Origin of the sequence: Modestobacter sp. VKM Ac-2985 (genome assembly GCF_026967925.1) — a bacterium.
Classification (GTDB): Bacteria; Actinomycetota; Actinomycetes; order Mycobacteriales; family Geodermatophilaceae; genus Modestobacter.
Genome location: NZ_JAPVBI010000001.1, coordinates 1,451,942 through 1,476,421 on the forward strand (window position 1 = coordinate 1,451,942; position 24,480 = coordinate 1,476,421).

Genomic DNA, 24,480 nt, shown 5'->3' on the forward strand with positions numbered 1-24,480 from the left:
CGCGGGGCGTGGTGACCAGCCGGCCAACGACCGGCTGGGATCGTCCCGGCACGGCCGGGACGGAGCTCACTGGGTGAAGCCCTGCGCCTTCATGGCAGAGAGGGCTTCGATGCGGCTGCGGGTGGAGGCGAACAGGTCCTCGAGCCCTTGCCGTGCTTGCCGGTCGCGCGCGGCGGCGGTGGCTGGGAGGTCCATGCCGAGGCGGGCGGCCGTCGCGGCCTCCTTGTCCTGGCGCCGCTGCTCGGAGATCCGGGCCCGCCACATGTCGCGGGACTCGTTGATCACCTTGTGCAGGTCCTCGCCGGCGGCCAGCCGGTCCCGTTCCCGCCTGGTGAGCCCGCGGACGTCGCCGCGGTCGAACAGCTCGGTGGGGCTGACGCTCAGCTGCCGCCAGCCCTCCTGCGTCGACGGAACCGCCGAGCAGTCGCACTGGGGGTGCCGTGGGAACCCTGCGTCGTAGCGGTACCAGCGGCCAGCCAGGATCGCGCACCGGCCGCAGCAGGGAGGGTTGACCATCCGCAGGAAGCCCATGTCCGGGCGGATCGCGATCTCGGCCTGGGTCGCTTGCCGGGCGGCATCAGCGGTGACCGTCTGCACCAGCGTGTCCAGCCAGCGGCCGCCCACCTCGAGCGCGACCGCAGGGGCAGCACCCGTTCCGGCCGCGGTCTTGGCGTGCACGACCGCGCCGTACAGCAGCCCGCCGAGGCTCCGGCCGTCTGCGGCGCGGCCGGCGAAGGCCTGCGGCCGCACCTGTGCTTCCGGCTGGTCTGGCTGCCCCGTCTCCTCGAGCACCGCCGGCACGTACTCCGTGGCCGCCCGGGCGGCGGCGAGCTGGCCGGCCGCTGTCACCGTGACCAGCCCCGGCGCCACCTCGGACCACGAGCTGTCGAAGTCCGCGCCCATGCCCGCCCAGGCCCGGCGGCTGCTGGCCAGGAGCAGCAGCTGCAGGCGCTGCAGCCGGAGGTAGAAGGCGCGGGCTGTCTCAGGCGAGGGCATCGGTGGCGGGCACCGGGCTGGTCGCGTTCAGCAGCTTGTCGGCCATCCGGTCCAGTGCCGGGTCACCGGCCGCGGCTGCTGCGGCCTTGACCGCGGTGCCCTCCTCGATCGCCCGCTGCGCCTCCTCGGGGCTCCAGCCGAGGATCTTCTCGGCTGCGAATCGTGGACCGACGCCCTGCGCGACGACCTTCTGGAAGGAGTCGGTGGCCTGCGCCTCGACGCGGGTCTCCGGGTCGGCCCAGCGCGGGCGTACCCGCGCCGTGGAGGACGGGTCCTCGATCATCAGTATGTAGCGCATCACCCGCCGCCAGGACTGGTTGAACGCCCCATCCCGGCCCATCGACAGCACGCGGCGCACCATCGGGGCCTCGTCGGTCTTCAGCAGCTCGGCGGACATGTGCGACTTCAGGTCCAGGCTGTAGTACGTCGAGGCGATCGATGTCTGCGCCCGGATCCGCGCCGAGGCGTGATCGGCCCAGGTGACGAAGGAGTCCAGCACCGCCGGGGTGAGCTGCCCGAACTTCGCGTCGGGGTTGGTGTCGGCCCAGAAGTGGTCCGCCCGCGGCTTGAAGCTGATCATCGGCTTCCCGTCGGCGCCGAGCAGCGGCTTCGTCTTGTCGTTCGGGTCCCGGGGAACGGTGATGCCGGTGGCGTAGCGGATCGGGACGGCACCGAAGTGGCCGGCGAAGACCATCAGGCCCTCGATCAGGTCCGCCAGGTCCACGAAGGTCGTGATCGGCTCGATCTCGCTGATCGGCTCGGCCAGCAGCCGGGGGCGGGACGCGAACTCGGCGACCGGCACACCGACCAGCCGCGTCTCGGTCACCCCGTTGTTGGGCCGGTTCGTCGCGATCACCCAGCGGGACTGGACGTCGGAGCCGTCCGGGTCGCGGACGACGTCCCGGCCCTCGACCAGGTCGATGTCGACGCCGTCCAGCCGCAGCAGGCCGATCTGCTTGCCGGTCCACTCGTCGACGCCGATCTTCAGCGAGGCATCGACGTCGTAGGGCGGCGCAGCCTGCCGGTGCACCGCCATCTGCTCCGGGGACTCGATGCCCACGATCGCCCGGGCGCCGTCGGTCGAGCGGTGCAGCGACGCGAACGACCGGGCCTTGATCAGCGCCTCCCGCGTCGCCTCGCGGTGCATGACGTCGAGGTCGTTGTCCTCCCACGCCGCCTCGATGCGCCGAGCGACCTGCGGGTCGTCGGAGGTGCCGCCGAGCACGGTCATCCGCTCGGCCAGCGCGTCGATGCCGATCGCCGCGATGCCGGTCTGCGGAGGCCGCAGCGAGGGCAACACCTGGTCGACCGCGGTCCCGTAGACCTCGCGGTACTCGTTGGCGATGAACGGCAGCACGTACTCGTTGCGGTACCGGGCCTCGTAGGGCTTCGCGTAGCGCCGCTGCTCTTCGATCTTCGCCAGGAGGCGGAGCGTCCACTGCATGGGGGTGGGCACTCGCACCTCCTTCTCGGGTCAGATCCCGAACGCGATGTGGTCCGGCTCGTCTTCTTCAGCGACCTCGGCGTCCATGAACTCCTTCAGCGCGGTCACTGCCGCTGAGACGCCGTCGATCTTCTCGGCCGAGCGGTTCTTGTCCGGCTTCACGTTGCCGGCCGGGTCCATGCTCACGGCCAGGTTGTCGACCATCCAGCGCATCACCGGGTCACCGCCGTGCGTGTACCGCTGGGTGAGGACGAGTCGCTGCCATTCCTTCATGGGCGCCGACATCGCCGCGAAGCCCTGCCCGACGGGCACGCAGGTGATGCCCTCGTCGCCGAGCTTGGTGACCAGCGAGTTCGCGCCCCACCGGTCGTAGCCGATGGTGCGCACGTCGAAGACGCTGGCGTCCTTCTTCACCTGCTCGAAGATGTAGTCCAGGTCGATGACGTTGCCCGGGGTCAGCTGCAGCCGGCCCTCGCGCACCCACACCGCTGCGGCGCCGGCCGTCCGCTTGTTCATGTCGTCGATGCGCGCCTCGGGCAGCCAGAACCGCCACAGCAGCTCGTGCTGGTCGTTCTCGCCGGGGAAGTCCCAGCACAGCGCGGTGACGTCGTTGACGCTGGCCAGGTCCAGACCGCCGTGGCAGGCCCGGCCCTTCAGCTTCAGCTCATCGACCATCCCCGCCGAGGCGTCCCAGTCCTCCAGCCGGAGGTACTTGGTCTCCTGCTTCGTGCGGATCCCCAGGTGCAGGCGCAGGAACTTCGCCAGCTCGGCGGGGGAGTCCTTGGCCTTCGCCGCCTCCTTGGCCAGGTAGGAGCGGGTGGGCGAGATCCCGAAGCCGGGGTTGGCCTTGCGCCAGGTCTCCTCGACGAACGGGTCGTCGTCCTTGGCCGCCGCCCAGATGACCCCGTAGGTCGTCGGGTCGGTCAGCGCCTGGCGGGCGAGCTGCTCGATCCGCGTCCGCTTGCGGGCGTAGATCGTGTTCGGCTTGCCGTCGTCCGCCGTGGTGATGGTCGCCACGAGCGGCTGGTCACGGGATCCGGTGCCGGTCTCCAGCGTCTCGACCAGGTCGGCGGACTTGTGGACGTGCAGCTCGTCGATGACGGCGCAGTGGATGTTCGCGCCGTGCTGGGCGTCGGCGACCGAGGAGATCGCCTGGAAGTACGACGCCGACCGGGGGTGCACGATCCGCTTCGAGTAGGCCTTCAGGTGCCCCTTGAGCGCGGGCGCCTTGTCGCACATCGCCTTGATCGGGGCGAAGACGAAGCCGGCCTGCTCTGCGGTGGTCGCCGCGGCGATGACCTCGGCGCCGTGCTCGCCGTCGGCCGCGGTCATGTAGATCGCGATCCCGCCGAGCGTGGTCGACTTCCCGTTCTTGCGCGGGATGTCGACGTAGAGCTCGCGGATGACCCGCACCCAGCGGCTGACGTCCTCGTCGAACCGGACCCAGCCGAACACCGGGGCCAGGACGTAGGCGACCTGCCACGGGTCCGGCTGCAGCGGCGTCCCGGCCCACTTGCCCTTGGTGTGCCGCAGCAGGCCGAAGCTCTTCAGTACCTTGTCGACCCGGTCAGGGTCGAAGCGGGCGCCCGGGCACGTCTGGCCGGGCTCTGGGGTCTTGATGGCCGGCGGGCAGTCCGGCAGCGGGATGCCGCGGGAGACCAGATACCAGGCGACCTCGGGGCTCAGCTTGAGCCGCTCGAGCTCCTCGGCGGAGGGCAGCTCCAGCTCGTCAGCCGGAGAAGGGGTTGCTCTCCTCCGCGCCATCGTCGGACACCTTCCCGAGCGCGAGCTCAGCGGACGGCGACAGGCCGAACTGGTTGGCGAACGCGCGGAGCTCCCGGCCGGCGTTGCGGGCGATGCCAACGGCCGGGTGGGGGAGGGTGCCCTGCTTCGCGTCGATGGTCAGGCCCTCGCGCTGGACGACGCGGGTGGCTTCCACGAACGTCGACCAGGTCTCGCAGTAGGCGGACAGGACCGCCCGGTCCTCCTCCTTCAGCAGATCCAGCCGCTGGAGGCCGGGCACGACCCGGCGCCACTCGGCCTTCGCCTCCCGGGACAGCCAGGTCGGCGGCTTGGGCGCGATCCGGCGGAACGGTGGCGGGGTCTTGACCTTCCGGCCGCCGGAGTCGACGCCTTCGCCACGTCCGTGGAGCAGCTGCAGGGGGGCTGGCGTGGGCGGACGAGCCATCACGCACCCCCGCTCGCCGCACCCCGGCGCGGGGCGTTTATGCAGGTCCGATGCATGGACATGCAGGACCCCCCATCACAGTTCTGAGATGGTGTGCGCGCTCCTCCTGGCGGTCTCATGTTGATCATGAGGGGGGCGGGGGGTCCCCCCACCCTGCATAACCATGCAGGATCTATGCATCACCGGCGGTTCCATCCACCCGGCTGGCGACGGGCCGTCTGCGGTCGATCGCACCGCTCGCACAGCCCGCGGCCGTGCACCGGGTCGTCCGGATCCAGCCCCGCGGCCACCAGCTCGCGGCGACCCAGCGGGTGATGGTCAGCGACCGTCGCCGGCCGGACGTGGCAGAGCACGCAGATCGGGTCGCGCTCGAGTACGCCGGGCCGGAAGCGGGAGCGGTGCGTGGCGGTGTAGCCGCGCTGCGCTGCAGTACCGCGTCCCCGGTCGCCAGCTCGGCGACAGGCCGCGCACATCCCGATGCCGGGGTGCAGGCGCTTGCAGCTTGAGCAGCGGGTGGCGGGCCTCGTGGCCATCAGCAGGGCCGCTCGCGCGAGGGAGCTGGCCGGGGTGCAGAGACACTTCCTCCGCTGGCAGCAGACGATAGCGCGCTAGCACCCGCCCGTCCACCAGGACGTCGCCGCGCCTGGTAGGCCAGCACATCCGCGACGAGGAGGACGTGGCCGGTGCTCGTGCGGCCGGCCGACGGGATGTCCTTGCCGACCAGCTGGCGGACGCGTCCCTCGGTCACGGCGAGCAGGAGCGCCGCCTCGGGCACGGTGCACACCCGCTCGCCGGTGTCGACGCCGCACACCCACGCCTCACCCACCCGGCGGGCCGCGCTGTCGAACAGCTCGGCCTGCTGCGGGTTCGCCTTGACCAGGGCGTCGCGGTAGGTCCGGGCGACGGCGCGCGCACGGTCGAGCGGGGTCGCGTTCGGATCGGGCCAGGCCGCGGTCATCGCTCCTCCTTCGCAGCTGCTCCGAAGCCGAAGCCGCGCACGACGACGGGCTGGTCGTCCTCCCACACGGGGCCGGCGCCGCGCTCGTAGGTTCCGCTCGCCGTGCGGGACAGGTCTGCCTTCTGCGCCGGTGGTGTTGGCGCGTCTTCGGCTCGGGGCTGGAAGACGTTGACGTCGAGGTAGAGACCTCGGCTGCCGAGGTGGAACTCGACGTCGACCAGGTCGATGCCGCGCAGGTGGAGGTTGAGCCTCACGCCGCACCGATCCAGGCGTGCACGAACAGCTCGTAGGTCTCCAGTGTCCAGCTCTTGCCGCAGTTGCTGCAGCGCACCTTGTCGTCGCCGTCGCGGCGCTCGAGCACGCCGGGCACGTCGCAGGCCGGGCAGGGCTCGGGCGGTCGGTGGGTGAGCTCGGTCAGCCCGAGGTTGCGGCGGGCCGCGCGCTTCCAGGTGAGGAGGACGTCGGCGGCTTCCCATCCGGACTGGGTGATCGACTCGGTGCGGGTGACGTTCAGGTCGACCGGGGCGTGGACGGTCCAGACGGTCAGGTAGCGGAGCAGCAGCTGGCAGCTGTCTGCGATCTGGGCACCTTCGGGCTGGCTCGTCCTGTCCGGCCCGGGGCGGCCGGCGGTGTGGATGACCTCGTCGGCCCAGGTGGTGGCCAGCCAGTGCAGCTGGTCGGTGAGGTCGAGCTTCGAGGCGTTGAGCGGCAGCGGGCTGCCCTTGGACTTGGTCACCTGCTCGGACGGTGCGGTGCTGCCCGCGTCGCCGAGGCCGAGGCGCAGCCGTACGTACAGCTCCGGGGCGTCGCCGAGCGCCTGTCGGACGGCGTCGGTGCACGGGTCGCAGAGGGGCCGGCTGCTCGGTGCACCGACGCGGCCGGTGTCGACTCGCTCGGCGGCCAGGCACTGCGCACCGCGGCGGCACCGCTCCTCGTCGGTCGCGATGACCGGGGAGGACGAGTGCTCGATGGTGTCCACGGGTGGGGTTCTCCTCGGTGGGCTGGTCATGCGGAGCGGGGACGGCGCTTGCCCCGGCGGGTGCGGCGGGGCGGGGTGGTGCTGGCCGGGGGTGGCGGTGGATCAGGTGGGATACCGGGGGAGGACCGGGGGGTGGGAGAGCCCTCCCGACCCGACCCCGCCCCGACCCGACCCGGGCCTCCAGCCCGGGACCGATCGGTCGTTGAGTGGTTGGTGCGCGACTCCGAGGCGTGCGCGACTCCCGCCGGGGCGGGGTGCGGGGTGCATTCGGGTGCGGTGGTGCTGTCCGCGGTGGCCGCGACTCCCGCCGGGGTGGCGGGGTGCTGGTCGGCCGCGGGGTGCGCTGCGCCTGGCTGGCTGCCGGGGCGCGCGGGGGTGGTGCTGGCCGCGTCGGTGGCCGCGACTCCCGCGGGTGCGGGGTGCTGGTCGGTCGACGTGGTGTTCCGGCCTGGGGCCGCGACTCGCGCCTGGGTGGCGTGGTGCGTTGCGTCCGGGCCGGGGGTCTGTGTGGTGGTGCCCGGGGTGTCGCGGGCGGGGTAGGCGCGGTCGACGATGGTCGAGCCGGCGGGGATGGTGTGGCCGGCTCCCTCGATGAGGTTGACGTCGGTGCGCACGAAGAGCAGGCGGTCGGGGACCGGGCGCAGCTGCGGGGCCCAGCGGGCGGCGAAGGCGTCGGGGGTCTCGTCGTCCTTGGTGCGCTCACGGTCGGCGCCGCGTGTGCTGTTGCAGCCGCGGCAGGCGACGACGAGGTCGTGGGGGCCGCGGGCGGCGAGGCCGGGGCGCAGGTGGTCGATGGTGCGGCCGCGGGAGGAGCGGGTGTCCATGGGCTGCACGGGGATGCCGCACCAGCGGCAGGCGTCGCCGTCGCGGAGGAGGACCGGGACGAGGTGGTCCTTCTTCTGGGTGTCGGACTTCTGCTGCTTCTCCCAGGCGATCTCGTCCTTGAGCCGGATGTGGATCAGCTCGGGGGCGTCGTCGATGAGCTTCCAGCGCCGCTTCATGCCGGTGCCGCCCAGGAAGGTGATCAGGCCAGCGCGGATGCAACGCTTCAGCAGGTCGGGGGCGGCGGCGCCGCCGGCGAGGTGGAGGAAGCCGGGGTGGATGACGTAGTCGGTGCCGTTCTGGGTGGACAGGGTGCCGAGCAGGGTGAGGAACCCGACGCAGGCCGGGGCGATGTGCGGGTTCTTCGGGTCGTGGAGGACGAGGACGCGGGGGTCGCTGGCGAGGGTGTCGCCGACGCGGAGCCAGGCCATGCGGGGGTCACCTCCTCCAGGGACGGGCGTACAGATGTGCGACAGATGTGCGGCGCCGGCTGGGCGGCGCGGCAGACTCAGCGACCGTGACTGGCACAGAGCTCGCGATCAGCGCTGCAACTCCACTGGCGAGCGCGGTCGTCGCCGGGCTGGTGGCGCTGCTCGTCGCTTCGAGGTCTGCTCGGAGCAGCCGGCGGAACTGGCTGCTGGACGAGCGACATGACACGTACGCGGCCTTCTTGGACGCGGCCAACGATGTGCTCGGCGGTGTGACTGGCCCCCAGCAGAAGCAGGACGCCCTCGACCCGACGAAGCTGCGGGCCCTCATGCACGCGCTTCAACGGCTCGACCTGGTGTCGCCGGCCGACGTCCGAGCTGGAGCGCAGGCGGTACGCGACACCATCCCGCGCCACCAGCAGAGCAACCTGATGGAAGCCGAACGTCGGTTCGGGGAGCTGATGAGCAAGGTCAACGCGCTGGTCGCGCTGTTGCGCGAGGACCTGGTGCCCAAGCACATGCGCTGAGACCCCTACGGTCGTCGACGTGTGGACCCCGGAGCCGGACGAGGCGCTGCAGCGCGAGCTGGACGCCGCGCTCGCCCGGCCCGGGGCGCTGCACGTCCGGCCACCCCGCCCGGTGGAGCTGGCCGGCGAGGAAAAGGCGACCGGCTGGCTCTGGGGGCAACTCAGGACCACGGACGGCACCTGGCTGGGGCTGGCCACGATCCACCGCGGCCGGTTCTTCGAGGGCGCCGAGCTCGGCTGGCACCCGGCGGAGGACCTGCGCGCTCTGGGCTGACCGGTCACGGGGTCACCTCCCAGCCGGTGCCGGTGCACGACCGGCCCTGCCAGGCGTGCCGCACCAGGCGGACAGCCCCAGACGCCGCCCGGCGAACGGGCACCGCGTGGAGACAGCGCGGGCACAGGCCCGCCACGGCCGGGTCAGCCACGGTCGCCGCCGGCGCGCGCCAGGTCGGCGAGGACCTCGGCGTGAACCTGGTCGTCCAGCTCGGCGGTGCGGTACGGGCCCACGACGCGCCGCAGGCCCCGGGCCCTGGCGTTCGCCACGGCCCGCTCGGCCAGCGCCGTGGCCGGATCCGAGGCGACCCGGCGGGCCGCCAGGTAGTCGGCCTCGGCGGTCACCACGTCATTTCCCCGTTGCGGTGCTTGACCTCGTCGCCGTGCACCCGGTGCTCGCAGCGCCACCCGTCGACGCCGTTGCTGTAGCTGGGGCACTGTGGGCCGGGGTCGGGCTGGGCGCCATCCAGGGCAGCGCGAAGGTGGCCGACCACGTGCGCGATGACGTCCTCGCCCAGCCGCACACCCTTGCACCGGCAGCCGGAGAACGGGCCGGTCTCGCTGCGCATGACCGGGTGGTGAACGCGGAGCGCGTCCCGCAGCTGCTCGGCCTCGGTGGGACGGCGGGCGGCAAGAGCGCGCTCGTCCGCGATGTCCTGGGCGATGGCATCGCGGGCGGCGTCCACCTCCTCGTCGCTGCTGGCCGCGCGTGCCTTGCGCACCAGACCCATCGCGACGGCGTGGTCCTCGCGGGTGACCAGGCCGGGGTGCCGCTCGCCGTCCTGCTGTTCCGGGGCGTCAGCGGGCGGGGTGGGGTGGGTGCACGGGCAGTAGAAGCTCGGGCTTTCCCCGGCGCAGGTCGCGTGGTCACCGAGACGGCAGTCGCCACAGACCATCGGGTGCTTGCTGTCCCCCTGTGCCGCTGTGGGGGGCTCCGACGGCGCGGGGGTGCAGGGCCAGCGGTCGGACGTCGGCGAGTGCCAGCAGACGCCGAGAGCGCGGGCCATGAGCTGGTCCGGGTTCGACGGGTGCTCGGGCTGGGGCGTAGAGGCGGTCACCCGGCACCGGCCTCGGGCACGAGCCAGCCGTCAGCGTCGATGCCGAGCTGCACCGGCTGGTCCTCGCGCTTGGACCAGTCCCGCATGTCGATGCCGCTGTCCAGCGCGACCGAGAACTCGCAGTCGCGCAGGTCGACGCCGGACGCCAGGCACGCCTCCGAGTGGAGGATGTAGACCGTCTGCTCGGCGGAGACGGCGCGCCCCCAGTGTTCGGTCGGGTGGCGGTCGACGCCGACGATCTCTTCGATCTCCAATGCGGGCACGAGGTCGCTCACGGCTGCTGCTCCTTGCTGGGGTTGATGGCGGCGCGGGTGGCGCCGAGCGCGATCGGTCCGGTGGGCTGCTCGTCGGTGTGGGCGTGCCGGCCGGACGACGGCTGGTCGCCGGTGAGCTCGTGCTCGACGTCGACCAGGCGGCGGTCGAGCTGGCCGAGGTCGCTCTCCTGCCGGGCGGCCCGGTCAGCTGGAGAGTGGAAGTCACCGGCCAGCTCGTCGAGGTCGGCGCGGATCTCCAGGTAGTCGCGGCGGTCGGCGTAGGTCCCCCAGATCGCGATGCTGGCGGCCAGGACCACGAGGACGGTGAGGGCGATCTGCAGGCCGGTCACGTCGTGGTCCCGGCGGGCGGGCACCAGCAGGCGCCGATCGGGCCGGAGCAGTGCGGGCAGGTCGCGCCCTTGCGCATCACGCCCGAGTCGGCCGCCTGGATCGCGGCGGCGTCCCGCAGGTACTGATCGACCGTCGGGCGCGGCACCCGGAAGGAACGTCGCACCCGCACCGATCCCGGCAGCTCCCCGTCGTGGATCAGCCGGTACACGGTCATCTTCGACACGCGCATCAAGGCGGCCACCTCGTCGACGTTGAGGAAGTAGGGGCCCGGCCGTCGTGGGTTGGTCCCCTGGGGAGAAGGCCCGGGACCTCGCTGTGCGGTCATCGGTCGGCTGCCAGCAGCAGGGCGTCGGGGCAGGGCCAGGGCGCGCCGCAGCCGCAGACGGTCGACAGGGCGGAGTCACCCCAGGGCACCTCGCGGTGGCGGGACCGCAGCTGCGCGAGCACCTCGGTGTCGGCCAGCGCCTGGCGGATGGTCGGCTGGGAAAGCACGACCTGGGCGGTGTCCTCGGCCCAGGTGGCGCCCAGCTCCAGGAGGCTGGCGCCGGCCCGGATGATGCGGCCGGTGGACTCCTGCAGGTCGGTGGACTCGGCGGCGTGCCGGCCCTTCGTCGGGGCGGTCACCGGGACGCTGCCAGCTGCTCGAGGTGGGTGACCCGGTAGGCGTCGAGGTCCCCCGGGGTGACGTCCATCGGGAGCCGGCCGTCGTCGAACAGGTGCACGCCCTGCCGGCGGTACGTCTCGTCGACCAGCTGGCTGCAGATCAGCCGGCCCGACGCGGCGATGTACCGGCGGAGCCAGTGCGGACGGACGCCGAGGTGGGCCAGGCCGAGGGCCAGGTAGTCGGCGAACGAGTAGCCGGTGCCGACGAGCTGCCGGGCCTCAGCGGAGAGCGCCTGCCGCAGGTTGCGTTCGTACGTGTCGGCCAGGCGGTCGACCATCTCGAGGTCGGTCATCCGGGTGAGCAGGGCCTCGCGGTAGAAGGCCAGCGTCGACTGCACCGGTGCGTCGCACCAGCGGACGTCGTCCCGTCCCACGAAGTCAGCCAGTGGCGCCAGCTCGGCTCCCGAGGGCATGGCCTGCACCACCGAGCCCCCGTCGACCACCACGAACGCGTGCGTGTACCGGGAGCCGTCGAAGGTGAAGGCCTGGCCGGCGGCGACCGCCATGCCGAGCAGTCCTCCGATCCGGGAGAGCCCGAAGGAGCCCGGCGGGGTCAGGGGAGTGGGGGTGGTCATCGGGGCTCCTCGGGGACGGTGTGGGGCGGGGGCGGCGGAGGGCTGGTCACCAGATCGCCGTGTCGCCGCGGCGGTGGGCGTCGGCCCGGCGGGCGACGACGGACTCGGGGGAGACCCGGTTGAGGTCGGCGCGGGACAGCTCGTGGGCGGTCTGCTCGAGGTGGCCGGCGACGTGCTCGCGGAGCCAGGCCTCCAGGTGCGGCTCGGAGGCGATGTGGCGCACCAGGCGGTCGACGTCGTCCTGCTCGCTGGGCGTGCGGGTCGGGCGCCGGCGGGGCGCGGGCGTGGCCATCAGCGGGCTGCCCGGCGGTACTGGGTGGTGATGACCCGGGTCATCAGCTGGGCGAGGGTGCCGGGCTCGATCTCGCGTGCGGCGGCGGCCTGGGCGCGGAGCTGCTCGGGGCGGTTGGAGGCCAGAGCGCGGCCGAGCCGGTCGATGTCGATGTCGGGGGTGCGGTGGAGGAGCTGCCCGACGCCGGTGACCAGGGGCGCCTGCCAGGCGGCGGCGGTCAGCCCGTAGGCGCCGTGGAGGACGGCGAGGGTGTTGTCCAGGAGCTGGGGGCCGCCGAGCTGGAGGAGCTTCTCGGCGGCGCCGTAGGAGGTGAGGACGTCGTCGCCGCGGCCGGGGCCGACGGTGAGTCCGTGGCGGGCGGCGATGTCCTCGACCTGCTGGACGGCCTGGTCGCCGGCGCCGCGGCGGGCCCGCCACTTCTCGAAGCCGGACAGCTTCTTGGTGGTGGCGTCCAGGGTGGCCATCAGCTGGGCCTCGGCGGGGACGTCGAGGCCGTCGTGGATGTTGCAGGCCACGTGGGTGAGGCCGACGAGGGCGGCGAGGGCGGCGCGGTGCTGGCCGTTGACGATCGCGTACCGGTTGACGGGCTCGGTGTCGGTGCCGCGGTCGGAGACGTCAAGGAGGCCGAGGAGGCGCGGGTCCCAGGCGGTGGCCATTCGGCGGACGCGGGCTTCGTCGAGGGGCCGCTGGTAGGTGTGGTCGACGAACAGCTCGTTGAGGCGGAGGACGGCGACGTAGGGGCCGGCCACCGGCTGGCCGGTGGCGGCGTGCGCCTGCTCGATCCGGTCCACCTCAGCGGCGGCCTGCTCGCTGGTCATGGCGTCCACGGCCCGCGGCTGGTCGGCCAGCGCACCGATGGGCTCGGCGGCCGGGCGGCAGCCGGAGTCGTGGTCGGTGTCCAGGACGCAGCTGGGGGAGTGGTCCTGCTCGGTCGGCGTGGGCAGGACGGGGGCCGGGCCGGTCGGGGTCGGGCCGTGGCGGCCGTCGGCGACCCAGTCGACGAGGTCGGGGAACCACCAGCCGGTGCGCTCACCGACGTCGATGACGTGGTCGACGGACTGCCCGTTGGCCAGCCGGTGGGCGATGAGGCCGACGACGTAGTCCAGGTCGTCGGCCGGGGGCGCGTCGACGGGGAAGTCGGTGCTGGGTGCGGTCATCGGGTCACCTCTGCGGGGAGTCGGCCGGTCGCCGCGGCCTGGACGACGTCGGCCAGGTGCTGGCGGTCGGGGATGGCGGTGCACGTGCAGCGGCTGGCCTCGGTGTGGCCGAGGGGCTCACCGATTCGGCGGACCGGGTTGGTGTTCCACCGGCACTGCGCGTGGTGGGGGACGATCAGCCGCAGCTGGTCGGCCAGCTCGCTCGCGTTGGCCGGCATCGGGTGGACGTGGCGGCGGGCGGTCCAGTCGGTGGGCTGCCGGGTGGCGCTGCGCTCGATGCGGCCGCGGCGGGGCGGGTACATCACTGGGTCGCCCCCGCCGCGCTGGCGGTGGGCGTGAGCACGCGGCCGATCAGCCCGCTGGCCAGGTCGGCCGGCCGCCACACGTGCACGGACAGCCGGTGCGACTGGGCGACCCGGAGGGCGGCCAGCCACCCCTGCTGGGCCTTGGACAGCAGGCCGGTCGCGGTCTTCAGCTCCGCGAACACGACCTGCCCGGTGCGGGGGTGCACCAGCACCAGGTCGGGGAACCCCGGCTCGGACTTGGTGGACCGGTAGGTGTGGTAGGCCAGCCACCCGCGGTAGCGGGCCAGGTCGCGGACGGCCTGCAGCAGCTGCTCCTCGGTCATGACTGCTCCGCCGGCGGGGGGAGGAGGACGTCGAGGGTGCTGGTGTCGCCGAGCAGGACGTCGCGGGCCTTGCCCGGCCCGGGCGGTGCGCTGACGACGCCGGCCTGCTGCAGCTGGTCGATCAGCTGGCCGGCCTTGGCGAAGCCGACGCGGAGCTTGCGCTGCAGCATCGACGTGGACCCGAACTGGCTTTCGATGACCAGCACGGCGGCCTGCATGAGCAGCGCGTGGTCGGCGACCTGGCTCGTGTACTCGTCGTGCGCCGCGGCGTGCTCGTCGACCGGGCGGGCGTTGACCTCGTTCCAGAGGACGAACTGGCCGGTTTCCTCGTCGTCGTCGGGGAGACGGTTCAGCCAGTCGACCCGCCAGCCGTTGAGCTTCTGGTCGAGCTCCTCGTCCCGGGTGGGGGCGTAGACGCCGAGGAAGGACTCCCCGCAGCCGATCACCTGCGTGCCCCACTTCGTCGGCTCGAGGGTGAGGAGCTGGCCGTAGGCCCGGGTGGCCTTGATGAAGAGGCCGAGCATCGTGCCGTCGGCGATCCACCGGCCGCCGTCGACCCGTGTGTTGCGCACCGCGCGGTTCACGAACTTCGCGACGTCGGGGTAGCCGGTGCCGTGCGGCAGCCGGGGCAGGGTGAGGCTCTTGCCGTTGAAGAGGCCACCGGTGTCGGTGACGGTGAGCTCCTTGCCGGTGAGCTCCAGCTCCAGGGTGTCGCCGGCCTCCTCCTCACCGCCGCCGGTGCCCCGGAACAGGGCCAGGATCTCGGCGGCGTCGGTGGGGGAGATGTCGAAGGGACCGGCCTCCGCGTCGTGGTTGTCCCAGATCGACACGATCGCCATGCCGGCCGTCCACCGGTTCGTCGCCGTGACGGTCAGGTTGTGGGTGCCGATGTCGCAGCGGATGCGATGGAGATCGGCGAGGTTGGACTTGCGGTAGGCGTGGGGCGCGACGGCCTGCAGCGCGGCGCGCAGGTCGGTGGTGCCGACGGTGATGTGCACGGGGCTCCTCAGGCTGCTGCGGTGTCGGTGGTCGGGCGGGGTGTGGCGCGGTGGCGCTCGACCGCGCGGGTGCTGATCTGCAGCCGCGCCGCGATCGCGCCACGCGTCAGGCCGGCGGCGGCCAGCTGGTGGACGGCCTCCCGGCGCTCGACCGGGCGCAGGTGCACCTGCTCGCCGCGGACGGCCCGGGCGACGGCGACCTCGTCGAAGAGCACCGCGTCGGCGTCACCGAGGACCGGGCGGGCCGCCGGGTCATCGATCGACTCGTCGTCCCACGCCAGCGGCGGTGGCCACCCACGGCTGGCGGCCAGCGCCCGGCAGCGAGGCGAGGGGCCGTGGGTCATGGACAGCTGCTCGTACGCCGCGGCGACGGCCCCCGCGGTGTCCCGGTGCACGCGGCCAGCGCCGCGCATCAGCGTCAGGTCCCGGGCCCGGGACTTCGAGAGGCCGAGCACCCCGGCGACGTCCTCGTAGCGGTAGCCGAGGGCGGCCAGCGCCTGCAGCCGCCGGGCCGTGCCCGCCGGGTCGACGAGCAGCGGGCCCTCGGCCAGGCGCCGGACCTGCCACCGCTGGGTGCGGCGGCTGGCCACCGAGCGCGCGGGCTGGCGGTCGCGCCAGTGGGCCACGTCGGCGTCGCTTGGCCACACGCTCCCTGCTGCTGCCGCGTCGCGGCGGCGCCGCTGCCAGCGGGTCACCGTGCGCACCGACACCTGGTAGCGCGCGGCCGCGGCGACGTAGCTGGTGCGGTCGGCGTGGGCGAGGACCTGCCGGATGACGGCGGGGTCCACGATCACCGGGCCGGTGCCGCGGGTGGCCTCGGTCTGCCGCTTGCGGGCGGTCATGCCGACGCCTCGCTGTTGGCCAGCTCCAGCAGCACGTCGGCGTGGCAGGGCCGGTCGGGGGGGCACCAGCAGGCGAGGTCGCGACCGACGAGCTCCCCCAGGTCGAGCAGGTCACCCCACGCGGCGAAGAGGAAGAGGGCCCGGTAGGCGTCGACGCACTGCGCCGGGGTGATCGGCCCGCACGCCCGGCCGGCGACCAGGTAGCCACCGACCTTGTAGGGGTTCCCCCACTTCGAGGGCCGCGCGACCACGACGGCGTCCGCGGGCTTCCGCCAGCCCTTCGACCGCTTCAGCTGGATGCGCCGCGGCGCCAACAGCTGCTGGCCAGGCACCCACTCGACCCGGTCCAGCTCGGCGGCGGTCACGCGGCACCGTCCAGGGCGGTCGCGACGGCGCTGAGCAGGAACTCGGCGGCGGGTGGGGTGACGGCGTTGCCGAGCTGGCGGACCCGCTCGCGGCGGTTGCCGAGCACCCGGTAGGTGTCGCCGAAGGCCATGGCCTTCTGGATCTCGTGGGGCTCGAGCATCCGGAAGGTGCAGTCGTCAACGGCTGGCGTGCTGTGCGGCCAGCCGACGAGGGACTGGTGTCCGGCGGTGGTGATGGTGCGGGCGACCTCGGTGGTCGGAGTGCACATCTGGCCGGGGTTGCCGCGGGCGGTGTTGTGCCGGACGAGCATGTGATGGGTGCCGGAGGCCGTCATGGTGGCCAGCGGCTCGGTGACCGGGCGGTGGGTGGAGCCGCCGCCGCGGAGCTCGGCGATGAAGGCGACCCCGGCGGTGTCGACCGTGCCCATCGTCGGCATCGGCCGACCGGCCGGCACGGCCTCGCGCTGGCTGCCGTAGTAGGGCACGACCAGCGCGGTCTCCGACCGGGTCGTCATGGTGCGCATCGGCTCGGCCGCGGCCTGGACCTGCTTGCCGTCGCGGCCCTCGACGGGGACGACGAGTGCCCGCGTCTCGGTGGTCGTCAGCGTGGCGGTGGGTTCGCTGACCGGCCACGCCCGGGCGTACACGGGGCGGCCGTCGGCGCCGGTGCGGACGAAGGTGTTGCCGCGGGCCTCGAAGGTGAGGGCCTGGCCGGCGTAGCGGATGAGCCCGGCCTCGATGCGGGCGAGGGTCTTCGCCGACAGCGGCTTGGCGCGGTCCCCGATGCGCTGGCCGGGCATCGTCCAGTCGATGGCGTGCGCGGCGGGCAGCGCGTAGGGCTCGACGACCGCGCCGCGGCAGCTGGTGCGCGGGCAGCGGTAGAGGTACTGCTGCCGGTAGCGGCCGACCTTCCGGCCGGGCTTGAAGGTCTGGACGGCGGGGACCTCGCTGTCGCAGCTGGTGCAGTGCGCCAGCGGGCGGGGAGCAACGTCCGGCCGCGGGTCACCGGCCCGGGTGAAGACGATGTACAGCCGGTCGCGGGACTGCGGCGCCCGGGGCGCGACCGCGGCGGGGGCGTGCATGGAGTTCAGCGACACCAGCTGGTGGGCGTAGCCCAGCGACGTCATGGCCATCAGCCAGGCGTCCCAGAGCACCCACTTCGCGGCGTCGACGACGTTCTCCACCACGATCGCCCGGTAGGCGTGCCGCTCGGCGAACCGAGGGACGTCCCACATCGTGGCCCGGGAGCGCTCCGCGGCCTCGTCGGGCAGCGTCTCCCCGAACAGGTCCGCCTGTCCGGTGATGCGCTTGACGCCCTTGGCCTGGGAGTGGTTGGTGCACTCCGGGGAGGCCCACAGCAGGTCGGTGCGGGGGACGCGTCGGGGGTCGACCTGGGAGATGTCGGCGACCATGTGGTCGGCGTCGGGGAAGTTCTCGGCGTGGGAGTCGACGGCCAGCTGCCAGTGGTTGGCGGCCAGGCGCAGCTCGATGCCGGGGACGGCGTGCGCGCCCTGCGCGGAGCCACCGGCTCCACAGAAGAGGTCGGTCAGGGTGAGGCTCATCGCGCACCAGCTCGGCGGTCGATGGCCTGTACCCACTGGATGCAGACGGCGGCGAGCTGGACGACCTCGGCTCGGCCGGCGAGCTCGTCGCCCAGCGCGAAGGCCTCCAGCGCTTCGGCGAGTTCCTCGGTGGCGATGGCCACCCACGACCCGTTGCCCTCCGCGGCGGTGGTGTCCGTGAGGATCTTCGCCTCGTCGGAGGTGGGCAGGCCGTAGTAGTCGGCGACGTCGACCACGTCGGGCGTGTGGCCGGCGGGGAGGCCGAGGTAGTGAGCCAGTCCCGGGCGGAGGTCCGGGTGGTTCTGCTCGCCCCACTTGGCGTCCTGGCGGGCGCGCTCGGCGAGGAGCTCTTCGATCACGTTCGTGGCGGTCATCGCCATCCTCCGTGCTGCTGGTCGGCCGGCGGCTTGTCGGCGTAGGGGTCGGGCAAGGGCGGGGGTGTCACGGCGGCGCAGGCGTGCAGCTCGTGGGCGGGCTGCCGCTTGGAGGGGGCGCCGTGGCGTCGGGCGGCGGCGTAGCCACCGGCCATCCAGATGTCGACGTGGCCCTCGTCGACCGGCTCGACGTCGACGAGGTACTCCTCGCCGGTGTCGACGTCGACGGCGCGGAGGACCGGGTTCTGGCAGCCCGGGCAGTGGGCGGCGGCGCGGGCCATCACGCGCCGCCCTGGTCGGGGAGGGGCAGCGGCTCGGGACGCTGGCGGGCGGCGTGCTCCCGGACCGCGGTGCGCTCGACGTCGGTGGGGACCAGGTCGAGGCGCACCTTGGCCGGGAGGGCGCGGATGCAGAACTCGCACACGCGCACCGCCGGCGCCGGGCCGGCCGCCGGGAGCGGGGTGACGGTCTGCCGGTCGCGGTGGCAGATCGGGGCGCCGCCGGGCCGGTTGAGGATGTGCACCACCGACCCGGCCGGGGTGGCCGCGAGCGGGGTGGTCGGCGCGGTCCGCAGCAGGGTGGCCGCCGGGGTGAAGCTGGCGGCGCTCACCGGGCACCTGCCTGGGCGGCGAGCTGGGCGCGGCCGCGGTCGGACAGGACGAGGACCTCTTCGGCGGGTGCGTCGGAGGATCCGTCGCTGCGGGGACGGCGGACCCGGCCGGAGTCGATGAGCCACCCGTCGCGCTTCAGCTCGGTCAGCCGGGGCCGCACCGTGTAGAGGTCGATGGGGCCGTGGGTGGTGCAGTACCAGCGCCACGCCTCGGTGGAGGTAGCGCCCTGGGCGCCGAGGGTGGCGAGGTGCTCGAGGAGTCGGCGGCGGGGCTTGCCGGTGCGGCCCATCGCCAGGACGGCGGCCTGCGCCTCGGCGCCGGTGGCGTCGGCGTGCACAGCCGCGGCGGCCCGGGCGGGGTCGGGCAGGCGCCGCACCGGCGCGAGCGGCTGGTCGGCGGCCACGCGGGGCGCGTCGTCGGGGTGGCGGCCGATGCCGGGTGCACGCAACGACCCGTCGTCGGCCACCACGAGGCCCGGCCCGGTCAGGGGCGCACCGGGGAGCGGGGCGACGGCGTACACCTGCGCGCCGGGCAGGGCGTGCGTGCGGCACACCCAGCCGATGAACAGACGCACGAGGCCGGTGGTCGACCCGCACGGGGGCTGGCCGGGCCGCTGGTGCTCGCAGCCGGTCGCCGGCGGGGCACCGGGCAGCAGCCCCTGCGGTCCGGGCCGGGTCATGGCCGCGGTCACGGGTGCACCGCCGCGGTGGTGGACGACTGCGTCTCCACACCGGTCAGGTCCCGGGCACGCGGCCGCACGATCCGGCCGTCCTCGCAGGTGAACGAGCTGAGCATCCGCGGGGTGTCGCCGATGGCCTCGATCTCGGCCGTCAGGTCGGAGGCCAGCTGCTCGGCCGCGTCCGGGACCATGGGGCCGGACGTCCACGTGCGGTGACGGCCCAGCAGGCGCACCACCCGGCCAGCGCGCACCCCGGCCGGGGTCGGGACGGTCACGCCGCACCCCTCGGCGGCGCGGACTGCTCGAGCAGCTCGGTCAGTGCCCGGGTGCTGCGCTGCCGGTCGGCCCGCTCCCGCGCCTCGGCGACCCGGGCGGCCTTGCCGAGCGCCAGCGCGATGGCCGGCGCCACGAGCAGCACCCACGCGGTGACCACGATCGCGACTACCGTCATCGCGCACCCCGCGGCAGCGCGACGCCGGCCGAGATCTCCTGGAAGGCCTTGACCAGCAGCCAGGCCGCGCACGCCAGCCCGACGAGGGTCAGGCCCACCGCGGCGGCGGTCTCCCGAGCCTGGTGGCTGATCATCGGGCGGTGCCGAGGTAGTCGGAGGGCCAGTAGCCCTCCAGCACGATCAGCGCGCCGATGAGCCCGCCGAGGACGACGACGGCGAGGAGGAAGAGCGCCCGGGCCTCGGCCGGGCCGTGGCCCAGGGCGCGGAGGCGTCGGCCGGCGGCCCGGCCGAAGCGCACCAGGCGGGTCCAGCGGGAGCGGCGCACGTAGCGGGTGCGGGTGACCGGGGGGAGCCCGGACCAGACCGGCAGCTCGGTGGTGGCCGGAGCCGGGGCGACGTCGCCGTCGACCACCGGGATCGGGGTGGTGGGGAGGTGCAGCATCGGTACGCTCCTTCGGTCGGGCCCTCCCGCGCTGCTGACAGGCGGTGTGCGGGAGGGCTTCGTCATGTGCGGGGGAAGGACACCCGGCGGCGGCAGGGCAGGCTCAGTGCGACCGCCGCCGGGGGATCAGGGCGCCGTGTCGGCGTAGGGCTCGGCCTGGGACCGGAGCCGGTCGACGTAGGCCTCGAGGTCGGCGCGGGCGACCAGGCGCTTGCCGCCGAGGCGGATCGACGGGATGACGTCGTTGCGCAGCAGGCCGTAGAGGACGCTGCGGCCGACGCCCAAGAGGGCGGCGGACTCGTCGGTGGGGTGCATCAGCCGGAACGGCACGGCCTCGGGCGCTAGCGGCAGCTGGATGACATCGGCGGCCATCAGGCTGCTGCCTCGTCGGCGCTGCGAACCTTCGCACTGATCGCGGACTTCGGGCACTGGAGCGCCTTCGCGATGTTCGCGAGGTTGGCGGGGGTGCAGTTGCGCTGCCCGGAGACGATGAGGCTGAGCGTGCTGGGGTGCAAACCGACCTTCTCGGCCAGCTCCTTCTGGGTGAACTTCGACTGGCTGATCACCCATCGGAGGGCCACCGGGTCGTGATTCAGTTGACCCGGACGGCGCGTCTGTGGTCTGCGCTGCTCCATGACGACAGACCGTAGGCGCAAACATCGCGAAGAGCCAAGACGTTTGCACAAACTCTTGCAAACATTGCGCCTGACCTGCACACTTGCCCGCATGGTCAGCGTGTCGGTGCAAACTTTTCCGAGGGGTCCGGTGGTCCGGATGCGCGAAGGTTCGCGTAGCTTGCCGTTCGTGTCCGAGAAGCCTCCACAGCCGCCGGAAGGCAAACTGATCGGCGACGCGATGAAGCGCCGCGGCATGTCCGCCCGCTCCGCAGCCACCGCCTCGGGCATCTCGGACACGCGCTGGCGTCACATCGTGGCCGGCTATCAGCCCGTCGGTGACCTGTACGTTCCCGTGTCCGGTCCTCCCGAGACGGTCGCCCGCATGGCCCACGCCGTGGGCGTAAAGCCGGAGCAGCTCTCCGAGGTCGGCCGCGAAGACGCGGCCGCCGAGCTAGCGAAGCTGGAGGAGGCGCTCGCCAGCACGGAGCTACCGGTCGGCTCCGGCACCGAGCCGCTCGACCTAGCGGGCCTCAGCGCGGTGCAGATCGAGGCGGTGAAAGCGGTCATCCGCGCCATGCGCGCGGATCGGGGGGAGCACTGAGCTTGGCGCCGTACAACCCGTGGGCGGACCTGGGGTCCCGCCCGCACATCTGCTGTGACTCGCACACCGTGGAGCTGCCGACCGGCGTCGGCTGGTGGCTGCCCGACGTCATGGGCATCGTGCTCGACCGGCGCCTGACCCGGGTCGAACGGCGCTGCGCGCTCGCCCACGAGCTGCAGCACGTCGACCGCGGCGACGTCCAGGTCTTCGCCATCGGCCCGGACGGGCCCCGGCTCGCCCAGCGCCAGGAGCGACGGGCCGACCGGGAGGCCGCGCGCCGGCTGGTCGAGGTCCAGGCGCTCGCGCTGGCGATGCGCGTCCACCCGCACGACCCCGCGGCGGTCGCCGAGGAGCTCGACGTCACCGTCGACGTCCTCCGCTGCCGCCTGGACACCTTGCGCCCCGCCGAGCGGGGACTGCTCGTGCTCGATCTCGCCGAGGTCGAGCACGCCGCCTGACCAGATGAGGAGACGCCCATGGCCCGGAGAGGAACCGGCGAGGGCTCGATCTACCGCGACTCTGAGGGCTACTGGCGTAGTGCCATCGTCATCGGCTGGACCAGCGACGGGAAGCCTAAGCGGAAGACCTTCCGCAGCAAGCAGCGCGCCATCGTCGTGCGCAAGCTCAACGAGGCGATCGCGGCCCGAGACAGCGGCTTCCTGACCACCGGCGCCGTCCCGACGGTGGGGGAGTGGCTGGACCACTGGCTCACCGTTATCGCGCCGGACCGGATCCGGGAGTCCACCCGCGCCGGGTACGCCGGCTACCTCAAGCGGTACCTCGTGCCGCTGCTCGGCCGGCACCGCCTGGACCGGCTGCGCCCGGAGCACATCGAGAAATCCTGGGCCGAGCTCTCCACCCGTGGGCTGTCGCCGGCGACCATCCGGCAGGCGCACCGCATCCTGTCCCGGGCGCTCACCGTCGCAGTCCGCCGCGGGCACCTAGTGCGCAACCCGGCGACGCTGCTCGATGGTCCGTCTGTCGTCCGTGCGGAGGTGCCGTCCTACACGCCGGCGCAGGCCCGGGCGCTCATCGAGGCCGCGGCCGCCGACCGGCTCGCCTCCCGGTGGACGGCCGGCCTCGCGCTCGGCCTGCGGCAGGGCGAGGTCCTCGGCCTGGCCTGGGACGCCGTCGACCTCGACGCCGGCACCCTCACCGTCCGGCGCGCGCTCCAGCGGCAGGCCGGGCGCGGCCTGGTCCTCGTCGAGCCGAAGTCGATGCGCTCCAGGCGCACCGTGGCCATGCCGACCGAACTCACCGCCCAGCTGCGCGCCCGGCGCACCGAGCAGCTCGAGGAGCGGCTGGCCGCCGGCTCAGCCTGGCGCGGCGGCGGCCCGCTCGGTGAGCTCGTGTGGACTCAGGCCGACGGCGCCCCGATCGACCCTCGCGCCGACTGGGCCGCCTGGCGGAAGCTCTGCGACCGGGCCGGCGTCCCACGCCTCCGGCTGCACGACGCCCGGCACACCGCCGCGTCGCTCCTGCTGGTCCAGGGCGTCCCGGCCCGGGTCGTCATGGGCATCCTCGGCCACTCCACCGTGCAGCTCACCCTGGACACGTACTCGCACGTCGCACCTGAGCTGGCTGAGCAGGCTGCTGTCGCGATGAGCGCGGCACTCTGGGGTGGAGCCGGTACCCGCTAGCCCTCGGCCTTCCTCTTCATGCCGATGGGGACAGAGGCGACTGGTCGGACTGGCGTCTGGCTGTTCGGTCGTTGCTCGATCATGGCCAGGCTGTAGAACAGGTAGATCACCCGGGCGAGCTGCTCTCCCACGACGATCAGGGTTCCGATCGCGATCCATCGGGTCGGGTTGGTCGGCGGTGTTCCTCGGTCGACCATCTTGACGATGACCAGCGTCGTGGCGCACAGCCAGGGCATCGTGGTGGCGCTGAGCCAGAGCCACAGCAGGTCTTTGCCGACGAGGTCTCTGACTGCGCGTACACCTCGGCTGGACCATCCGAGGTAGGTGGCTGTCGCCAACGTGCTGAAGCCGGCGAAGAGCGTGGCGATGGTGAGCATGTCCGTGTAGATGCTGCGGCGGTCTGCCAGCCTCAAGTTGCCCAGCAGATCGAACACGGCGTGGACGCCCGGTGTGAAGGCGAAGAAGAGGGTCAGCGCTGCGGCGAGCGGGACGTCGATCCACCACCACTGCACCCAGCGATCGGCTACCCAAGACCCGGCACGGCGGATCGGGGATCGCTTCTCGCCCCCCACCCCCGACATGCTCCGCAAGGTAGTCGCGGGGTCTGTCACTCGGACAGAGCCAGAGCCGACAGGATGTCGTCGTACTTGTCTGTGTTGTAGGCCTTGGCGATCGCCTCCGAAGCGGAGCGCTCCGTGGGCTGGGCCGTCTCCGCCTCGAGTTCGACGTCGGCGGCCTGCGTCACGGCCTCGTTGACGAAGTCGTAAGTCGCAGCCCGGCCGTTCTCGATGCGCCGGTAGGCGATCTGTGCTTTGGTCGCGCTGAGCAGGGACTCCGGGTTGGAGGCCAGCTGGCGGATCTCCTCGATCGCCGCCTCTGATGCGTCGTGCTGTCCCTTGGGGCTGAGCTTGACGGTGAACTCGAACGCCACGGCGCCGAGGCGCTGGCGCGCGTCCCTCAGTACTGACCGGACCATGGGGCTGCCCTCGAAGTCGTCCGGGTCGGCGTCCGCGCCTACGGCAACGGTCAGCCGGGTGAGGGTGTCGACGTCCTGCAGGGCGCGCAGCGCGTTCTTGTCCACCAGGGGCGTGATGCCGATCTCCCCGTCGAGGATGTCGAGCTTGTTGATGTAGTCACGGAACGACGCCACTCCAGGTGCACTACCGCTGTTGCGCAGGATCGCCAGGACGTTCCTCGGGAAGATGGAGAAGAAGCTTGGCTCGGCCAGCGTCTCGTCTTCCAGCAGCTGCAGGGGGCGGTAGTTCCTGCGCCGCTCGATCCGGAGACGGACGTCCCGGGTGATCCGATCGAGGGCGAGCAGGGGCACGACGGGGTTGGCGCCTGGTGTGGGCCGGTACACCGATCCCAGCAGCTCCATGCTGTTGCCCAGCTGGACGTAGGCGTTGTCGTCGTCGACGTCGTTGACCGCGTCGAGCATCGGCTCGAAGGGGAGGTCCTTCGGCAGGCGCTCCAGGTTCGGTCCGGTGATCTCGAAGAACCTGACGGTGCGCTGGTTGAGCTGCGGCATGGCTTCGTCCCCCCGTTGGTGCTGCCACCGGTGCTGCCACCCCCTGCGGCACTCCCGGCCCTGGCCAGCATCTTCGCTGGTCAGCGTGGTGGGGCGGGTGGGGCTCGAACCCACGACCCAGGGATTATGAGTCCCATGCTCTGACCGGCTGAGCTACCGCCCCAGGCCGTTCACGCT

40 protein-coding genes and 1 tRNA gene are annotated in these 24,480 nt (G+C 73.0%); 5 read left to right on the forward strand and 36 right to left on the reverse strand.

Annotation, left to right across the window (positions count from 1 at the left end; all coding sequences use genetic code 11):
• Positions 1-66 precede the first annotated feature (66 nt).
• The 8 genes from O2V61_RS06880 to O2V61_RS06915 all read right to left on the reverse strand — a co-directional run bounded on the left by O2V61_RS06880 (position 67) and on the right by O2V61_RS06915 (position 7,818).
• Positions 67-996, reverse strand: a complete 930-nt coding sequence (locus O2V61_RS06880; protein WP_269182559.1) for a VG15 protein — start codon at positions 994-996, stop codon at positions 67-69.
• The gene (locus O2V61_RS06885) at positions 983-2,452 is read right to left on the reverse strand and encodes a hypothetical protein (RefSeq protein WP_269182560.1); all 1,470 of its coding nucleotides are present in this window, start codon (positions 2,450-2,452) and stop codon (positions 983-985) included. Before O2V61_RS06885 ends, O2V61_RS06880 begins: the two co-directional genes overlap by 14 nt.
• A gap of 18 nt (positions 2,453-2,470) precedes the next feature.
• On the reverse strand, positions 2,471-4,204 hold the full coding sequence (locus O2V61_RS06890) for a terminase large subunit (RefSeq protein ID WP_269182561.1): 1,734 nt from the start codon (positions 4,202-4,204) through the stop codon (positions 2,471-2,473).
• Entirely contained in the window at positions 4,170-4,628 is a 459-nt protein-coding gene (locus O2V61_RS06895) for a phage terminase small subunit P27 family (protein WP_269182562.1), read from the reverse strand. Before O2V61_RS06895 ends, O2V61_RS06890 begins: the two co-directional genes overlap by 35 nt.
• 532 nt (positions 4,629-5,160) lie before the next feature.
• The gene (locus tag O2V61_RS06900; protein ID WP_269182563.1) at positions 5,161-5,586 is read right to left on the reverse strand and encodes a hypothetical protein; all 426 of its coding nucleotides are present in this window, start codon (positions 5,584-5,586) and stop codon (positions 5,161-5,163) included.
• A complete protein-coding gene (locus O2V61_RS06905) occupies positions 5,583-5,840 on the reverse strand; it encodes a hypothetical protein (RefSeq protein WP_269182564.1) in 258 nt (85 codons plus the stop codon). The genes O2V61_RS06900 and O2V61_RS06905 overlap by 4 nt, the downstream gene beginning before the upstream one ends.
• Positions 5,837-6,565, reverse strand: a complete 729-nt coding sequence (locus tag O2V61_RS06910; protein WP_269182565.1) for a hypothetical protein — start codon at positions 6,563-6,565, stop codon at positions 5,837-5,839. The genes O2V61_RS06905 and O2V61_RS06910 overlap by 4 nt, the downstream gene beginning before the upstream one ends.
• A gap of 26 nt (positions 6,566-6,591) precedes the next feature.
• On the reverse strand, positions 6,592-7,818 hold the full coding sequence (locus O2V61_RS06915) for an HNH endonuclease (RefSeq protein WP_269182566.1): 1,227 nt from the start codon (positions 7,816-7,818) through the stop codon (positions 6,592-6,594).
• Positions 7,819-7,904: 86 nt separating this feature from the next.
• Between O2V61_RS06915 and O2V61_RS06920 the strand changes: the two genes are divergently transcribed.
• Together O2V61_RS06920 and O2V61_RS06925 are read left to right on the forward strand one after the other, a co-directional pair.
• Positions 7,905-8,342, forward strand: coding sequence for a hypothetical protein (locus O2V61_RS06920; protein WP_269182567.1), 438 nt, complete (start codon positions 7,905-7,907; stop codon positions 8,340-8,342).
• 19 nt (positions 8,343-8,361) lie between these two features.
• On the forward strand, positions 8,362-8,616 hold the full coding sequence (locus O2V61_RS06925) for a hypothetical protein (RefSeq protein WP_269182568.1): 255 nt from the start codon (positions 8,362-8,364) through the stop codon (positions 8,614-8,616).
• A gap of 143 nt (positions 8,617-8,759) precedes the next feature.
• Here the strand turns inward: O2V61_RS06925 and O2V61_RS06930 are convergent, their stop codons facing one another.
• The 25 genes from O2V61_RS06930 to O2V61_RS07050 form a co-directional block, all read right to left on the reverse strand.
• Positions 8,760-8,963, reverse strand: coding sequence for a hypothetical protein (locus tag O2V61_RS06930; RefSeq protein ID WP_269182569.1), 204 nt, complete (start codon positions 8,961-8,963; stop codon positions 8,760-8,762).
• Positions 8,957-9,511: a hypothetical protein gene (locus O2V61_RS06935; RefSeq protein ID WP_269182570.1), complete on the reverse strand. Its 555-nt coding sequence runs from the start codon at positions 9,509-9,511 to the stop codon at positions 8,957-8,959. The genes O2V61_RS06930 and O2V61_RS06935 overlap by 7 nt, the downstream gene beginning before the upstream one ends.
• Before the next feature lie 158 nt (positions 9,512-9,669).
• Positions 9,670-9,948, reverse strand: coding sequence for a hypothetical protein (locus tag O2V61_RS06940; RefSeq protein WP_269182571.1), 279 nt, complete (start codon positions 9,946-9,948; stop codon positions 9,670-9,672).
• Positions 9,945-10,277, reverse strand: a complete 333-nt coding sequence (locus O2V61_RS06945) for a hypothetical protein (RefSeq protein ID WP_269182572.1) — start codon at positions 10,275-10,277, stop codon at positions 9,945-9,947. The genes O2V61_RS06940 and O2V61_RS06945 overlap by 4 nt, the downstream gene beginning before the upstream one ends.
• On the reverse strand, positions 10,274-10,603 hold the full coding sequence (locus O2V61_RS06950) for a helix-turn-helix domain-containing protein (RefSeq protein WP_269182573.1): 330 nt from the start codon (positions 10,601-10,603) through the stop codon (positions 10,274-10,276). The genes O2V61_RS06945 and O2V61_RS06950 overlap by 4 nt, the downstream gene beginning before the upstream one ends.
• On the reverse strand, positions 10,600-10,902 hold the full coding sequence (locus O2V61_RS06955; RefSeq protein ID WP_269182574.1) for a hypothetical protein: 303 nt from the start codon (positions 10,900-10,902) through the stop codon (positions 10,600-10,602). Before O2V61_RS06955 ends, O2V61_RS06950 begins: the two co-directional genes overlap by 4 nt.
• Entirely contained in the window at positions 10,899-11,516 is a 618-nt protein-coding gene (locus tag O2V61_RS06960; protein ID WP_269182575.1) for a hypothetical protein, read from the reverse strand. The genes O2V61_RS06955 and O2V61_RS06960 overlap by 4 nt, the downstream gene beginning before the upstream one ends.
• Before the next feature lie 46 nt (positions 11,517-11,562).
• The gene (locus O2V61_RS06965; protein WP_269182576.1) at positions 11,563-11,808 is read right to left on the reverse strand and encodes a hypothetical protein; all 246 of its coding nucleotides are present in this window, start codon (positions 11,806-11,808) and stop codon (positions 11,563-11,565) included.
• Positions 11,808-12,965, reverse strand: coding sequence for a DUF6551 family protein (locus tag O2V61_RS06970; RefSeq protein WP_269182577.1), 1,158 nt, complete (start codon positions 12,963-12,965; stop codon positions 11,808-11,810). The genes O2V61_RS06965 and O2V61_RS06970 overlap by 1 nt, the downstream gene beginning before the upstream one ends.
• Complete coding sequence (locus O2V61_RS06975; protein ID WP_269182578.1) at positions 12,962-13,267, reverse strand: hypothetical protein; 306 nt, start codon at positions 13,265-13,267, stop codon at positions 12,962-12,964. Before O2V61_RS06975 ends, O2V61_RS06970 begins: the two co-directional genes overlap by 4 nt.
• On the reverse strand, positions 13,267-13,593 hold the full coding sequence (locus O2V61_RS06980) for a VRR-NUC domain-containing protein (RefSeq protein WP_269182579.1): 327 nt from the start codon (positions 13,591-13,593) through the stop codon (positions 13,267-13,269). Before O2V61_RS06980 ends, O2V61_RS06975 begins: the two co-directional genes overlap by 1 nt.
• Positions 13,590-14,591 (reverse strand): DNA translocase FtsK, encoded by a 1,002-nt coding sequence (locus O2V61_RS06985; protein ID WP_269182580.1) that lies wholly within the window; start codon positions 14,589-14,591, stop codon positions 13,590-13,592. The genes O2V61_RS06980 and O2V61_RS06985 overlap by 4 nt, the downstream gene beginning before the upstream one ends.
• 8 nt (positions 14,592-14,599) lie before the next feature.
• Complete coding sequence (locus O2V61_RS06990; RefSeq protein WP_269182581.1) at positions 14,600-15,433, reverse strand: hypothetical protein; 834 nt, start codon at positions 15,431-15,433, stop codon at positions 14,600-14,602.
• Positions 15,430-15,798 (reverse strand): DUF4326 domain-containing protein, encoded by a 369-nt coding sequence (locus O2V61_RS06995; protein WP_269182582.1) that lies wholly within the window; start codon positions 15,796-15,798, stop codon positions 15,430-15,432. Before O2V61_RS06995 ends, O2V61_RS06990 begins: the two co-directional genes overlap by 4 nt.
• Positions 15,795-17,360, reverse strand: a complete 1,566-nt coding sequence (locus O2V61_RS07000) for a DNA cytosine methyltransferase (RefSeq protein ID WP_269182583.1) — start codon at positions 17,358-17,360, stop codon at positions 15,795-15,797. Before O2V61_RS07000 ends, O2V61_RS06995 begins: the two co-directional genes overlap by 4 nt.
• The gene (locus tag O2V61_RS07005; RefSeq protein WP_269182584.1) at positions 17,357-17,734 is read right to left on the reverse strand and encodes a hypothetical protein; all 378 of its coding nucleotides are present in this window, start codon (positions 17,732-17,734) and stop codon (positions 17,357-17,359) included. Before O2V61_RS07005 ends, O2V61_RS07000 begins: the two co-directional genes overlap by 4 nt.
• Positions 17,731-18,015: a hypothetical protein gene (locus tag O2V61_RS07010; protein ID WP_269182585.1), complete on the reverse strand. Its 285-nt coding sequence runs from the start codon at positions 18,013-18,015 to the stop codon at positions 17,731-17,733. The genes O2V61_RS07005 and O2V61_RS07010 overlap by 4 nt, the downstream gene beginning before the upstream one ends.
• On the reverse strand, positions 18,015-18,344 hold the full coding sequence (locus O2V61_RS07015; RefSeq protein WP_269182586.1) for a hypothetical protein: 330 nt from the start codon (positions 18,342-18,344) through the stop codon (positions 18,015-18,017). Before O2V61_RS07015 ends, O2V61_RS07010 begins: the two co-directional genes overlap by 1 nt.
• Positions 18,341-19,036 carry a hypothetical protein gene (locus O2V61_RS07020; protein ID WP_269182587.1) on the reverse strand — a complete coding sequence of 232 codons (696 nt, stop codon included), beginning with the start codon at positions 19,034-19,036 and terminating at the stop codon, positions 18,341-18,343. The genes O2V61_RS07015 and O2V61_RS07020 overlap by 4 nt, the downstream gene beginning before the upstream one ends.
• Positions 19,033-19,299, reverse strand: coding sequence for a hypothetical protein (locus tag O2V61_RS07025; protein WP_269182588.1), 267 nt, complete (start codon positions 19,297-19,299; stop codon positions 19,033-19,035). Before O2V61_RS07025 ends, O2V61_RS07020 begins: the two co-directional genes overlap by 4 nt.
• Positions 19,296-19,475: a hypothetical protein gene (locus O2V61_RS07030; protein WP_269182589.1), complete on the reverse strand. Its 180-nt coding sequence runs from the start codon at positions 19,473-19,475 to the stop codon at positions 19,296-19,298. Before O2V61_RS07030 ends, O2V61_RS07025 begins: the two co-directional genes overlap by 4 nt.
• The gene (locus tag O2V61_RS07035; protein WP_269182590.1) at positions 19,472-19,609 is read right to left on the reverse strand and encodes a hypothetical protein; all 138 of its coding nucleotides are present in this window, start codon (positions 19,607-19,609) and stop codon (positions 19,472-19,474) included. Before O2V61_RS07035 ends, O2V61_RS07030 begins: the two co-directional genes overlap by 4 nt.
• Entirely contained in the window at positions 19,606-19,917 is a 312-nt protein-coding gene (locus O2V61_RS07040) for a hypothetical protein (protein WP_269182591.1), read from the reverse strand. Before O2V61_RS07040 ends, O2V61_RS07035 begins: the two co-directional genes overlap by 4 nt.
• 126 nt (positions 19,918-20,043) lie before the next feature.
• A complete protein-coding gene (locus tag O2V61_RS07045) occupies positions 20,044-20,289 on the reverse strand; it encodes a helix-turn-helix domain-containing protein (RefSeq protein ID WP_269182592.1) in 246 nt (81 codons plus the stop codon).
• Positions 20,289-20,552, reverse strand: coding sequence for a helix-turn-helix domain-containing protein (locus O2V61_RS07050; RefSeq protein ID WP_269182593.1), 264 nt, complete (start codon positions 20,550-20,552; stop codon positions 20,289-20,291). Before O2V61_RS07050 ends, O2V61_RS07045 begins: the two co-directional genes overlap by 1 nt.
• A 169-nt stretch (positions 20,553-20,721) precedes the next feature.
• Here O2V61_RS07050 and O2V61_RS07055 point away from each other — a divergent pair, with 169 nt between their 5' ends.
• The 3 genes from O2V61_RS07055 to O2V61_RS07065 are packed head-to-tail and all read left to right on the forward strand — an operon-like array spanning position 20,722 to position 22,775.
• On the forward strand, positions 20,722-21,135 hold the full coding sequence (locus tag O2V61_RS07055) for a helix-turn-helix domain-containing protein (protein WP_269182594.1): 414 nt from the start codon (positions 20,722-20,724) through the stop codon (positions 21,133-21,135).
• A 2-nt stretch (positions 21,136-21,137) separates the two neighbouring features.
• Positions 21,138-21,593: an ImmA/IrrE family metallo-endopeptidase gene (locus O2V61_RS07060; protein ID WP_269182595.1), complete on the forward strand. Its 456-nt coding sequence runs from the start codon at positions 21,138-21,140 to the stop codon at positions 21,591-21,593.
• 18 nt (positions 21,594-21,611) lie between these two features.
• Positions 21,612-22,775 (forward strand): tyrosine-type recombinase/integrase, encoded by a 1,164-nt coding sequence (locus tag O2V61_RS07065; RefSeq protein ID WP_269182596.1) that lies wholly within the window; start codon positions 21,612-21,614, stop codon positions 22,773-22,775.
• Here the strand turns inward: O2V61_RS07065 and O2V61_RS07070 are convergent.
• From O2V61_RS07070 to O2V61_RS07080, 3 genes are all read right to left on the reverse strand, one after another.
• Entirely contained in the window at positions 22,772-23,356 is a 585-nt protein-coding gene (locus O2V61_RS07070) for a hypothetical protein (RefSeq protein ID WP_269182597.1), read from the reverse strand. The genes O2V61_RS07065 and O2V61_RS07070 overlap by 4 nt on opposite strands.
• A 26-nt stretch (positions 23,357-23,382) precedes the next feature.
• The gene (locus O2V61_RS07075) at positions 23,383-24,303 is read right to left on the reverse strand and encodes a hypothetical protein (protein ID WP_269182598.1); all 921 of its coding nucleotides are present in this window, start codon (positions 24,301-24,303) and stop codon (positions 23,383-23,385) included.
• Between the two features lie 86 nt (positions 24,304-24,389).
• Positions 24,390-24,466 (reverse strand) — tRNA-Ile (locus tag O2V61_RS07080).
• Positions 24,467-24,480 lie beyond the last annotated feature (14 nt).